Genomic DNA, 11,561 nt, shown 5'->3' on the forward strand with positions numbered 1-11,561 from the left:
CAAATGACATTCAAAGACAAGCCAAAACGGCCGGGCGGCAAGCCCGCAGGGCGCGACACGCGACCGAAAACCGGTGACAAGCCGGCACGCAGCGCTGCGCCGAAGGCTGCAGCGGCCGAAACCGCAGGCGACGGCAAGGCGGAACGCATCTCCAAGGTCATGGCACGCGCAGGTGTTGCTTCGCGCCGCGATATCGAGCGCATGATCATGGACGGCCGCGTGACGCTGAACGGCAAGCCGCTCGAGACGCCGGTCGTCAACGTCACGCTGACGGACAAGATCGAAGTCGATGGTATCCCGATCCGCGGCATCGAGCGCACGCGTCTCTGGCTCTATCACAAGCCGGCTGGCCTGGTGACCACCAATGCCGATCCCGAGGGTCGCCCGACGGTCTTCGACAATCTGCCGGACGAACTGCCGCGCGTCATGTCGATCGGCCGCCTCGACATCAACACCGAAGGCCTGCTGCTCTTGACCAATGACGGTGGTCTCGCCCGCTCGCTGGAGCTGCCGACGACCGGCTGGCTGCGCCGCTACCGCGTGCGCGCCCATGGCGAGATCGATCAGGACGCGCTCGACAAGCTGAAGGAAGGCATCGCTGTCGATGGCGTGCTCTACGGCTCGATCGACGCGACGCTCGACCGCACCCAGGGATCCAACGTCTGGATCACCATGGGCCTGCGCGAAGGCAAGAACCGCGAAATCAAGAACGTGATGGGTGCGCTTGGCCTCGACGTCAACCGCCTGATCCGTATCTCCTACGGTCCGTTCCAGCTGGGCGACCTGCCGGAAGGCCACGTCATCGAAGTGCGCGGCCGCACGTTGCGCGATCAGCTCGGCCCGCGTCTCATCGAGGACTCCAACGCCAATTTCGATGCGCCGCTCTACAACGCTCCGGCCGTTGCCGCAGCCGAGGAAGAAGAGCAGGCCAAGCCGGAACGGCGCGAACAGCGCGCATGGAAGCCGGAAGAAAAGCGCGAGCGCCCGCGCGGCAGCCTCGACACCAAGCGCGATGACCGTCGCAACGATCGCCGCGATGACCGCAAGGATGATCGCCGGGACGGTGGCCGCGATGGCGGACGCAAGGATGACGACCGTCCGAAGCGCCCGGCGCTGGGCAGCCGCCGCAACGCCAATGTCTGGATGGCGCCCGGCGCCCGTCCGCTAGGCGAAAAGGCAGCCGCAAAGGCCGAGAAGAATGCCCAGACCGCGCTGAAGCGCGGCGAGAAGCCTGGCCGCTCCAAGCCGCAGCCGGTGAGCTACGACGAAGGCCCGCGCGTCCAGATCAACCGTGCCCGCGATGAAGAGGGCGAATGGATCCGTTCCAGCGAAGTCAGCAATGACGACGGCGGCCGCAAGCGCTCCGGCGATCGTCCGGGTGGCGATCGCGGCGGCCGCGGCGACCGGCCTTTCGGTGACCGCCCCCGCGGCGAGGGCCGTGGTGAACGCTCCGGTGGTGATCGCACCGCCCGTGGTGACAGACCCTATGGCGACCGTCCCCCGCGTGGAGACCGCCCGGCAGGGGATCGTCCCGCCCGCGGTGACCGCCCGTTTGGCGACAAGCCGCGCGGCGAGCGCAAGCCCCGCGAAGATGGCGATCGTCCGCGTTCCTACGGCGACCGTCCGGCTCGCAGTGACAGACCCTATGGTGACCGCCCCGCCCGCAGCGAACGCCCGTCCGGCGATCGTCCGGCCCGCGGTGACCGTCCGTTCGGAGACAAGCCGCGCCGTCCGCGCGAAGAGGGTGACGAGCGTCCCCGTTCCTATGGCGATCGCCCGCGTGCCGCCCGCAGCGCTCCCGGCGAAGGCCGCTCCGAGCGTCCGCGTGGCGAACGCTCCTTTGGCGACAAGCCGCAGGGCGATCGTCCGCAGGGTGACAAGCCGCGCGGCAAGAGCTTCGGCGCCAAGCCCGGCGGTGCCAAGAATTTCTCCGGCAAGCCGAGAGGCGACCGGCCCGATGGCGGAGGCAAGCCTTCGGGCGGGCCGTCGCGTGGTGGACCAAAAGGAAAGGGAATGACGCGCGGTGCGGATCGTCGGCGGTGAGTTTCGCGGACGGTCGCTCGCCGTACCTAAATCCAACGACATCCGGCCGACTGCCGACCGGACGCGTGAGAGCCTTTTCAATATTCTGAGCCATGCCTATCCGGAATGCGTCGATGGCACCCGGATACTCGATCTCTTTGCCGGGACCGGCGCGGTCGGCCTCGAAGCCGTCTCGCGCGGCTGCCGTCATGCGCTGTTCGTCGAAAACAGCGTCGAGGGCAGGGGCCTGCTCTGGGAAAACATCGATGCGCTCGGCCTGCATGGCCGCACGCGCATCCTGCGGCGTGACGCTACGGATCTCGGTTCGGTCGGCAATCTCGAGCCCTTCAACATGCTCTTCGCCGATCCGCCCTACGGCAAGGGTCTGGGCGAGAAGGCCATGGCTGCGGCTGCCAAGGGTGGCTGGCTGGTGCCGGGCGCGATCGCCGTGCTCGAAGAGCGCTCGGATGTTGCCGTTTCGGTCGATCCTTCCTATCTGTTCCTCGAAGACAGGATCTTTGGCGACACCAAGGTCCATTTCTTCCGCTATCAGCCGGTCTAGGGCGGGGCGAAGCCACCGGGAGCGTTCAGTGCAGCAGGCAGGTATTGTGAATAGCGTCATACCTGCCACCGGCGGCACTATGCCCACCGTTGCGGTCGCCTTCGGCGGCGGCGGCGCCCGCGGCCTGGCGCATATCCATGTCATCGAAGCCTTGGACGAACTCGGCATCCGCCCGGTGGCGATATCGGGCTCGTCGATCGGCGCCATCATGGGCGCCGGTATGGCCGCCGGCATGAGCGGCGAGGCAATCCGCGAACACGCGCTGATGACCGTCGGCAACAAGACCGCCGTCGTCAGCCGCATCTGGGGCATGCGTCCCCAAACGGTGCGCGATGCCGTCGCCAAGGGTATCCGCATCGGCCAGTTCAATCTGGAACGTATCCTCAAGGCCTTTCTGCCCGCGGACCTGCCGGATCGCTTCGCCGATCTTCTCGTGCCGATGCAGGTCATCACCACCGATTATTACGGCCAGAACGAAGTGATCATCACGGAAGGGCAGCTCTTCCCGGCGCTTGCCGCGTCCTCGTCTATTCCCGCCGTCTTCATGCCGGTGCGCATGAACGACCGCGTCATGATCGATGGCGGCATCAGCAATCCCGTGCCCTACGAATGCTTGATGGATATCGCGGATATCGTCATCGGCATCGATGTCGTCGGCGCGCCTGAAGGCGACGGCACCCATATCCCGAACCGCATGGAAAGCATCTTCGGCTCCGGTCAGCTGATGATGCAGACGGCGATCACCCTGAAGCTGAAGATCCAGCCGCCGCATATCTTCCTGCGCCCGGCGGTCGGCCGCACCGGCGTCATGGACTTTCTGAAGGCCCGCGAAGTGCTCGCCATGTCCGCAGGCGTCAAGGACGACCTGAAGCGCGAGCTGGACCGCCAGTTCGAAGCGCGCATTAAGGCTTAAGCGTCGGCCGTCACATCCGCCGGACCCGCCAGCGGATCGGCATCCATCTCCATCGAGCGCTTCGGCTTGACCAGCGGCTCCGGCCGGACAGGATGCGAAAACAGCATGTCGCGCCCCGCCTGCAAGCCTTCCGAAACCTGCAGCACCAGCCGCTCCTCGTCGCGGCGGCGGATATCCTCGCCGATCTCATAGGCCTCGGCCTCCCCGACACCCAGCGCCTGCAGCGTCCGGCGGCCGAAGAGCAGACCTGATTCCAGCGTCTCGCGCAGTTCGTAATCGACGTTCAGATTGCGCAACGCGATCGAGTGGATACGGTCGTAGGAACGCACGAAGAGCTTGGCATGTGGATAGTCGGCCTGCACCAACTCCACCACCTTGTCGGTGATCTCGCGCTTCTGCGTACAGACGACGACGATCTTCGCCTTGTCGATACCAGCCGAGCGCAGCACGTCCTTGCGGGTGCCGTCGCCAAAGTAGATGCGGAAGCCGAAGGACGAGGCCTGGCGGATGCGGTCGGCGGAAAAGTCGATGACGGTGACGTCGCGGCCACCGGCAAGCAGGATCTGCGCGGCGATCTGCCCGAAACGCGAGAAGCCGACCATCAGCACGTCGGCATTTGCGCCTGCAAAATCCTCGTCCAGCTCCTCATGCTCATCGCCTGTGAGCAGTCGTCTCGACAGCGCCGAACCAATCGGGGTCAGCGCCATCGTCAGCGTCACGATGGCGACCAGCAGGGATGCGGTGCTCGACGGCATCAGGCCCGCGGTCGCCGCAGCGGTAAAGAGCACGAAGCCGAACTCGCCGCCCTGCGGCAGCAGGAAGGCGATGCGGATCGCGTCGTTATGCGGAGAGCCGGTCGCGCGGCAAAGCGCATAGATCACAGCAGCCTTCACCGCCATGATGATCGGGACCGCAGCGACGATGAACAGCGCATTGTCGACCAGCACCTGCAGCTGCAGCGACAGGCCGACGGCGATGAAGAAGATAGCGAGCAGCACGCCGCGGAACGGCTCGATATCCGCTTCAAGCTCGTGCCTGTAGGAGGATTCCGCCAGCATGATGCCGGAGAGAAACGCGCCCATCGCCATCGACAGACCGGCAAACTGCATCAATGTTGCAGATCCCATGACCACGAACAGCGCGGCCGCAATCATTGCCTCGCGGGCGCCGGTGCGGGCAATCACCTGGAAAAGCGGCGTCAGCAGATAGCGCCCCATGACGATCATCGCCACGACGGCGCCGATCGCAATCGCGAAGTCGAGAAACGGTTGATCGCCACCCTCGCTGCCGCCGCCGCCAAGGACGGTGATCAGCGCCAGCAGTGGCACGATGGCCAGATCCTGCAGCAGCAGTACCGAGAACGAGCGCTGGCCGTATCTCGTGTTCACTTCACCAGTGCCTTCAAGGATCTGCATGGCAAAGGCGGTGGAAGAGAGCGCAAGGCCGAAGCCTGCGACGATGCTGCCGCGCCATTCAAGCACGCCGGAGAGATAGGCAAGCGCCGTAAGCGCCAGACCGGTGACCACCACCTGCGCGGTGCCGAGCCCGAATATATCGCGGCGCATCTGCCAAAGGCGCGACGGTTTCAGCTCCAGGCCGATGATGAACAGCAGGAAGACGACGCCGAGTTCGGCAACGCCGAGGATCTGCTCGCCATCGGTAATCCCATGGAAGACAGGCCCGATGACGACGCCCGCGGCCAGATAGCCAAGCACGGTGCCAAGCCCCAGCTTCTTGAAAATCGGCGCAGCAACGACCGCGCCGCCAAGCAGCAGGATCGTCTCGGAAAAGAAGGCATTGGGGGCGGACATGCGTCGGAGTTTCTTTCAATGGCAGGAGGCGCGCAAGCGGCGGGAAAAAGAATCGCAGGCCGCGGCCTTGATGCTTTCCGAACTGCACAATAAATGGAAGCCGAAGGAAAGGCCAAATCATGTCCTCAGAAATTGATTCCTCGACACTTCTTTCCCGTGCCAGCCAGCTGATCGATCTTGCCAGGAAAGCCGGTGCCGATGCCGCCGATGCGGTGGTCGTCCGTTCCCGCTCGCAATCCGTCAGCGTTCGCCTCGGCAAGGTCGAAGGCACGGAGTCGTCGGAAAGCGACGATTTCTCGCTCCGCGTCTTCGTCGGCAAGAAGGTTGCCAGCGTTTCAGCCAATCCGGGTTTCGACCTCACGGCACTTGCCGAGCGGGCCGTCGCCATGGCCAAGGTCTCGCCTGAAGATCCGTTCGCCTGCCTGGCCGACGAAGCCAATCTCGCCAAATCCTATCCCGATCTCGAGCTTCTCGACCGCACGGAAGTGACGTCCGAGATGCTGCGCGAGGCCGCGCTCGCAACCGAAGCGGCGGCCCTTGAGGTCAAGGGCGTCACGAATTCCTCCGGCGGCGGCGCCTCCGGTGGCATGGGCGGTCTCGTCCTCGTCACCTCGCATGGCTTCGAAGGCAGCTATATGGGCTCGCGCTTCGGCCGCTCGGTCAGCGTCATCGCCGGTGAAGGCACCGGCATGGAGCGCGACTACGATTACGACAGCCGGATTTACTACAGCGAGCTCGACGATCCCGCCGATATCGGCCGGCGCGCCGGCGAGCGCACCGTCAAGCGTCTCAATCCGCGCCAGGTGCCGACAGGCAAAGATGTCACCGTCGTCTTCGACCCGCGCATCGCCCGCGGCTTCATCGGCCACATTGCCGGTGCCATCAACGGTGCCTCGGTTGCGCGGAAGACCAGCTTCCTGCGCGACAAGATGGGCCAGCAGGTTCTGAAATCCGGTCTGTCGATCACCGACGATCCGCTGATCGTCCGCGGTCCGTCCTCGCGTCCCTTCGATGGCGAAGGCGTTTCCGGCGAAAAGCTTGTGATGATCGAGGACGGCGTGCTGAAGCACTGGTTCCTCTCCACATCGACCGGCCGCGAAATCGGCATGGAAACCAACGGCCGCGGCGTGCGCGGCGGCAATTCGGTGACACCGGCTTCCACCAACCTGGCGCTAAACCCCGGTGACGTCTCGCCCGAAGAGCTGATCCGAAGCGTCGGCAACGGCTTCTACGTGACCGAGCTGATCGGTCAGGGCGTCAACATGATCACCGGCGAATATAGCCGCGGCGCCACCGGTTTCTGGATCGAGAACGGCGAACTCACCTTCGCGGTCTCCGAGGTCACCATCGCATCGAACCTCAAGGAGATGTTCATGCGGGTGACCCCTGCAAACGACATTGACTACAAATACGGCGTCGCCGCCCCGACGCTCGCCATCGAGGGTATGACGCTCGCCGGGCGCTGAAGATTGGATTGACGAATGAGTGACGACAGAAGCGCCCGCTGGCAGAGCGATCTCGCATTGATCGCCGATGCCGCCCAGCAGGCGGGCCGCGTCGCGCTCAGCTATTTCAACCAGTCGCCCGAGGTCTGGTGGAAGAACGAAGGCCGCTCGCCCGTCAGCGCCGCCGATTTCGCCGCCAACGAAACGCTCGAGAAGATCCTGCGCGCCGCCCGCCCAACCTATGGCTGGATGTCGGAAGAGACCGAGGACAGTGCGGCTCGCCTTGCCAGCGACACCGTCTTCATCATCGATCCGATCGATGGCACAAGGGCGTTTCTTGGCGGCCAGAACCTCTGGTGCGTCAGCGCCGCCGTCGTCCACCGCGGCCGCCCCGTGGCGGGTGTGCTCTATGCGCCAGCGCTTGAGGAGCTGTTCGAAGCTGTCGAAGGCGGCACGGCGCTGAAGAACGGCGAACCGATCGCGGTTTCGGCAAGCGGCCCGGGAACGGTCAGCAGGTTTGCCATCGCCGAGGACGTGCTGAAATCCTTCCCGGCTCCGTTCCGCGAAGGCATCGAGCGGGTCAAGCATGTTCCCTCGCTCGCCTATCGCATCGCCATGGTGGCCGATGGCCGCCTAGAAGGAACGTTCGTCAAGCCGAACTCCCATGACTGGGATCTCGCCGCCGCCGATCTGATCCTCGAGCGGGCAGGCGGGCAGCTGACCGGACTCGATGGCAAGCCTGTCATTTATAACCGCGCTGCCGTCAGCCACGGTGCGCTCTGCGGCGCTGCGGCGCCCCGCCTGGCCGAGTTTCTGGAGGGGCTGGCTTCGATACGAAGCAGTTGACGTTTCCGTCAAAATCCCGCAGATGAAGGCGCGGAGGAGACCAGAAAAGAAAGAGAAGAAAATGACGGAATCCGGTGGCAAGAAGCAGCTGCTGCACCTCGTATTTGGCGGCGAACTGGAAAGTCTCGATGACGTTCAGTTCCGCGATCTGAAGGATCTCGACATCGTCGGTATTTTTCCCGATTACGCATCCGCACTGACGGCGTGGAAGGGCAAGGCACAGTCGACTGTGGACAACGCACATATGCGTTACTTCATCGTCCACATGCACCGCCTGCTCGATCCGCAAGACAAGACCGGCAGCAACTGATTTTATAGGCTTTTCAGCAGGGTAGCCGCCTTCGTGGCGGCGCCGTCTCCTGCCGGGGCGTTACGCCCCACCCCGTCGAATGACGCATTCTGAACAAATTAATCGGCCATTGCCGCCGCAACAATAATTGGGGAATGGGTTTGATGTCGATCATTGTCGATCGGAGACGTTTTAGATGAGTTCGCCAGGAGCGCGGTTCGCGCTGGGCGTCTACAGGACCGCAGGCATCGTGGCGACGCCACTGGTCGGCGCCTATCTCGCCTATCGCACCGCCAAGGGCAAGGAAGAGCGCGCCCGCCGGACGGAACGTTTCGGCTATGCGAGCGCCAACCGGCCGCAGGGTCCGCTGGTCTGGTTTCATGCCGCCAGCGTCGGCGAAACCAATGCCGTCATCCCGCTGATCCGCGAAATCCGCCGCCGCGATATCCACGTCATCCTGACCACAGGCACCATCACCTCGGCCAAGGTCGCCGCCGACCGGCTCGGCAGCGAGGCGATCCATCAATATGTGCCGCTCGACCTGAAGCCGGCCGTCAGCCGCTTCCTCGAATATTGGCAGCCCGATTGCGCCATCATCGCCGAGTCCGAAATCTGGCCGGCGACGATGATGGAGCTCGGCCGCCGCCGCATTCCGCAGATCCTCGTCAATGCCCGCATGTCGGACCGCTCCTTCGCCCGCTGGCAGCGCCGCCCGTCGATCGCCGAGGCGCTGTTCGAGAACCTGGCGTTGGTGATCGCCCAGTCCGATCTGGATTCCGAGCGCTTCCGCGATCTCGGCGCCCGCCATGTCATGACCTCCGGCAACCTGAAGGTCGATACCGACGCGCCGCCCTATGACGCCGCCATCTTCGCCCGCTACAAGCAACAGATCGGCGACCGCAAGACCTGGGCCGCGATCTCGACCTTCGATGGCGAGGAGAATGCCGCCGCCGTCGTCCACCGGACGCTGAAGGAGCGCAACAACCAGCTGACGATTATCGTGCCGCGCCATCCGGAGCGATCCGACGAGATCGAGCAGATGCTGGTTGCTCAGGGCCTCAAGGTCGCGCGGCGCACCCGCGAGGATATCATCTCGCCGGATGTCGACGTCTTCCTCGGCGATACGATCGGCGAGATGGGCCTCTATCTGCGCTTGACCGAAGTGGTCTTCGTTGGCCGCTCGCTCTATGCCGAAGGTGGCCAGAACCCGCTGGAGCCGGCCATGCTCGGCTGCGCGGTTCTCTCCGGCAGCAATGTCCAGAATTTCCGCGAGGCCTATCAGAAGCTCGCCCGCCGCGGCAGTGCCCGCATGGTGCGCGACACCGAGATGCTGGCCAAGGGCGTGCATTATCTGCTCATCAACGACGACGCACGCCGCAATATGATCGAGGCCGGCATCGCCGCCGTGCAAGAAATGCGCGGAGCATTGACGGCGACGGTGAAGGCGCTGGAGCCCTACATCAATCCGCTGACGGTCAAGGCGCGGCTGCTGCCGAAGACAGCGCAAGGCTGAGGGTTACAATGGCACTCGAGGGTATCAGGGGCATTCTTTTCGACAAGGACGGCACGCTCCTCGATTACGACGAGAGCTGGCTCCCTGTTAACCGCGAGCTCGCCCGCATCGCATCAGAAGACGATGCCGCACTTGCCGATCATCTGCTACGCGAAACCGGCATGGACCCGATCAGCGGCCACATCGTGCCCGACAGCCTGCTCGCAGCCGGTAACACCCGCCAGATCGCCGAAGGCCTCGTCGCAGCAGGTTCCAAGGTCGAGGTCAGCGAGCTCACCATCAAGCTCGACACGCTCTTCTCCAACGCCGCCGAATTTTCGGTGCCGGTCACCGATCTCGCCGGCTTCTTCGCCCGCCTGCATGCCCGCGGCTTCAAGCTCGGCATCGCCTCCAGCGACAACGAACGCTCGATCCGCCAGACCGCCCAGCGCTTCGGCTTTGCCCAATATGTCGATTATATCGCCGGCTACGACAGCGGCTTCGGCAGCAAGCCGGAAGCCGGCATGGTGCTCGGCTTCTGCAAGGCGACCGGTCTCGAACCGTCGCAGGTCGCCGTCGTCGGCGACAACAACCACGACCTGCATATGGGCCACAACGCCAATGCCGGCCTCAAGGTCGCGGTCCTCACAGGCACCGGCTCGCGTGAATCACTCTCCGCCGCATCCGACTACTGCCTCAATGACATCACCGAGCTCGAGCCGCTGCTGCCGGGACTTCAGCCGGCGTAGTCTGGGCAAAGGCTTGCTTTTTCTTCGGTTTTGCCCTTTCTTTGCCGCCAGTCGAAGGGGATAGCCGGTTGCCGTGGGTGCCGGAAGCACAGGGCAGGCACATCATGGTATCCGAAGCGCCGCCATTCTGGTGGACGAAAGCCGACTGGCGGGCCTGGACGCTGTCGCCCATTTCGCTGATTTACGGCGGTGTCGCCGGTTATCGCATGAAGCATGCGCGCCGCGCCTCCGTGCCTATCCCCGTCATCTGCATCGGCAACTTCACGGTCGGCGGCGCCGGCAAGACCCCGACCGCGCTCGCCATTGCCCGCGCCGCCAAGGCCAAGGGCCTGAAACCCGGTTTTCTCAGCCGCGGCTATGGCGGATCACTCGATGTCACGACGGTCGTCGATGCTGCCCATCACCGGGCGATGGCCGTCGGTGACGAGCCGCTGCTGCTCGCCCGCGAGGCGCTCACCGTCATTTCCCGGCGCCGCGTCGAAGGGGCTCAACGCCTCGTCAAGGAAGGCGCCGACCTGATCATCATGGACGACGGTTTCCAGAGCGCCCGGCTGGCGCTGGATTATGCGCTGCTGGTCATCGACGCAACGCGCGGTCTCGGCAACGGCCACACCGTTCCCGGCGGCCCGGTCCGCGCGCCGATCCCGGTGCAGATGCGCCATGCCACCGCGCTCCTCAAGGTCGGCAACGGCAATGCCGCCGACGCGATCGTCCGCATGGCGGCCCGCGCCGGTAAGCCCTATTTCACCGCCGCTCTGAAAACCGTCGGCACAAACGAGCTTTCAGGCCGCCGCGTGCTAGCCTTCGCCGGTATCGCCGATCCCGGAAAATTCTTCCGCACCGTCGAGACGCTCGGCGCCGAGATCGCTGTCGCCAAATCCTTCGGCGACCACGAACATCTGAGCGACGACGAGATCGGCAACCTGATCGAAATTGCCGCCCGCGAAGATCTGCAGATCGTCACGACGTCGAAGGATTTTGTCCGCCTGGCCGGTCATCACGGCAGGGCGCAGGAGCTGGCGGAGAAATCGAGGGTGATCGAGGTGGAAATGGCCTTCGAGGACCCGCAGGCACCGGGTCTCATCATCGACAGAGCCATCGAGGCCTGCCGCGCCCGCCGTTTGCGGGAAGCAAAGCAGAGCTAGCGTTCAGCGCCTCTGGTTGGGCAGCACGCCAGCGCGCTTGTCGGCTTCGAAGGAGGAGATCACGTCGGCATAGGGCTCCTGGCGGGCGACGCTCCAGTAGCGCAGCTCGTCGAGCGGGATGTGCTTGCCGGTCATGGCGCAGACGACATAGGAGCCCGGCGACAGGATCTGGAAATCGGCGTCGAGATAGCGGATTTTCGCCTCGCGGTTTCCGTGACCTTCAAACAAGTTCATCCTGCTCCATTCCTGCGGCTTTATCCTCCTGCCATATAGCGGCGCGGAAGACA

11 protein-coding genes are annotated in these 11,561 nt (G+C 64.5%); 9 read left to right on the forward strand and 2 right to left on the reverse strand.

From position 1 onward, the window contains the following. The first annotated feature begins 3 nt into the window (after positions 1 to 3). From AB4Z25_RS09435 to AB4Z25_RS09445, 3 genes are all read left to right on the forward strand, one after another. Positions 4 to 2,043, forward strand: a complete 2,040-nt coding sequence (locus AB4Z25_RS09435; protein ID WP_112538117.1) for a pseudouridine synthase — start codon at positions 4 to 6, stop codon at positions 2,041 to 2,043. Then, positions 2,024 to 2,584 carry a 16S rRNA (guanine(966)-N(2))-methyltransferase RsmD gene (gene rsmD, locus AB4Z25_RS09440; protein WP_112390573.1) on the forward strand — a complete coding sequence of 187 codons (561 nt, stop codon included), beginning with the start codon at positions 2,024 to 2,026 and terminating at the stop codon, positions 2,582 to 2,584. The genes AB4Z25_RS09435 and rsmD overlap by 20 nt, the downstream gene beginning before the upstream one ends. 79 nt (positions 2,585 to 2,663) lie before the next feature. Then, positions 2,664 to 3,497 carry a patatin-like phospholipase family protein gene (locus tag AB4Z25_RS09445; protein WP_442207945.1) on the forward strand — a complete coding sequence of 278 codons (834 nt, stop codon included), beginning with the start codon at positions 2,664 to 2,666 and terminating at the stop codon, positions 3,495 to 3,497. On the opposite strand, the gene AB4Z25_RS09450 is transcribed toward AB4Z25_RS09445, so the two are convergent. Next, positions 3,494 to 5,308 carry a monovalent cation:proton antiporter-2 (CPA2) family protein gene (locus AB4Z25_RS09450; RefSeq protein WP_112538115.1) on the reverse strand — a complete coding sequence of 605 codons (1,815 nt, stop codon included), beginning with the start codon at positions 5,306 to 5,308 and terminating at the stop codon, positions 3,494 to 3,496. The genes AB4Z25_RS09445 and AB4Z25_RS09450 overlap by 4 nt on opposite strands. 119 nt (positions 5,309 to 5,427) lie before the next feature. Between AB4Z25_RS09450 and AB4Z25_RS09455 the strand changes: the two genes are divergently transcribed. The 6 genes from AB4Z25_RS09455 (at position 5,428) to lpxK (ending at position 11,274) form a co-directional block, all read left to right on the forward strand. Then, the gene (locus tag AB4Z25_RS09455; RefSeq protein WP_112390570.1) at positions 5,428 to 6,774 is read left to right on the forward strand and encodes a TldD/PmbA family protein; all 1,347 of its coding nucleotides are present in this window, start codon (positions 5,428 to 5,430) and stop codon (positions 6,772 to 6,774) included. Between the two features lie 15 nt (positions 6,775 to 6,789). Continuing rightward, a complete protein-coding gene (locus tag AB4Z25_RS09460) occupies positions 6,790 to 7,599 on the forward strand; it encodes a 3'(2'),5'-bisphosphate nucleotidase CysQ (protein WP_112538114.1) in 810 nt (269 codons plus the stop codon). Between the two features lie 61 nt (positions 7,600 to 7,660). Further along, complete coding sequence (locus tag AB4Z25_RS09465) at positions 7,661 to 7,909, forward strand: DUF4170 domain-containing protein (RefSeq protein ID WP_112390568.1); 249 nt, start codon at positions 7,661 to 7,663, stop codon at positions 7,907 to 7,909. A 175-nt stretch (positions 7,910 to 8,084) separates the two neighbouring features. Next, positions 8,085 to 9,401: a lipid IV(A) 3-deoxy-D-manno-octulosonic acid transferase gene (waaA, locus tag AB4Z25_RS09470; protein ID WP_112538113.1), complete on the forward strand. Its 1,317-nt coding sequence runs from the start codon at positions 8,085 to 8,087 to the stop codon at positions 9,399 to 9,401. Between the two features lie 8 nt (positions 9,402 to 9,409). Next, positions 9,410 to 10,129, forward strand: coding sequence for an HAD family hydrolase (locus AB4Z25_RS09475; protein WP_112538112.1), 720 nt, complete (start codon positions 9,410 to 9,412; stop codon positions 10,127 to 10,129). Positions 10,130 to 10,233: 104 nt separating this feature from the next. After that, on the forward strand, positions 10,234 to 11,274 hold the full coding sequence (gene lpxK, locus AB4Z25_RS09480; RefSeq protein ID WP_112538111.1) for a tetraacyldisaccharide 4'-kinase: 1,041 nt from the start codon (positions 10,234 to 10,236) through the stop codon (positions 11,272 to 11,274). A 3-nt stretch (positions 11,275 to 11,277) separates the two neighbouring features. On the opposite strand, the gene AB4Z25_RS09485 is transcribed toward lpxK, so the two are convergent. After that, positions 11,278 to 11,508, reverse strand: coding sequence for a DUF2093 domain-containing protein (locus AB4Z25_RS09485; RefSeq protein WP_112390564.1), 231 nt, complete (start codon positions 11,506 to 11,508; stop codon positions 11,278 to 11,280). Between the last annotated feature and the right edge of the window lie 53 nt (positions 11,509 to 11,561).

The sequence above is a fragment of the Rhizobium sp. RAF36 genome (genome assembly GCF_052114105.1).
In the GTDB taxonomy this organism is placed as follows: domain Bacteria; phylum Pseudomonadota; class Alphaproteobacteria; order Rhizobiales; family Rhizobiaceae; genus Rhizobium.

What these genes read in the sequence shown, in the direction of transcription:
- lpxK (WP_112538111.1), top strand. Translation starts at nt 10,234, where the DNA reads ATGGTATCCGAAGCGCCGCCATTCTGGTGGACGAAAGCCGACTGGCGG.
- waaA (WP_112538113.1), top strand. Translation starts at nt 8,085, where the DNA reads ATGAGTTCGCCAGGAGCGCGGTTCGCGCTGGGCGTCTACAGGACCGCA.
- AB4Z25_RS09435 (WP_112538117.1), top strand. Translation starts at nt 4, where the DNA reads ATGACATTCAAAGACAAGCCAAAACGGCCGGGCGGCAAGCCCGCAGGG.
- AB4Z25_RS09445 (WP_442207945.1), top strand. Translation starts at nt 2,664, where the DNA reads ATGCCCACCGTTGCGGTCGCCTTCGGCGGCGGCGGCGCCCGCGGCCTG.
- AB4Z25_RS09450 (WP_112538115.1), bottom strand. Translation starts at nt 5,308, where the DNA reads ATGTCCGCCCCCAATGCCTTCTTTTCCGAGACGATCCTGCTGCTTGGC.
- AB4Z25_RS09465 (WP_112390568.1), top strand. Translation starts at nt 7,661, where the DNA reads ATGACGGAATCCGGTGGCAAGAAGCAGCTGCTGCACCTCGTATTTGGC.
- AB4Z25_RS09475 (WP_112538112.1), top strand. Translation starts at nt 9,410, where the DNA reads ATGGCACTCGAGGGTATCAGGGGCATTCTTTTCGACAAGGACGGCACG.
- AB4Z25_RS09485 (WP_112390564.1), bottom strand. Translation starts at nt 11,508, where the DNA reads ATGAACTTGTTTGAAGGTCACGGAAACCGCGAGGCGAAAATCCGCTAT.
- AB4Z25_RS09460 (WP_112538114.1), top strand. Translation starts at nt 6,790, where the DNA reads ATGAGTGACGACAGAAGCGCCCGCTGGCAGAGCGATCTCGCATTGATC.
- AB4Z25_RS09455 (WP_112390570.1), top strand. Translation starts at nt 5,428, where the DNA reads ATGTCCTCAGAAATTGATTCCTCGACACTTCTTTCCCGTGCCAGCCAG.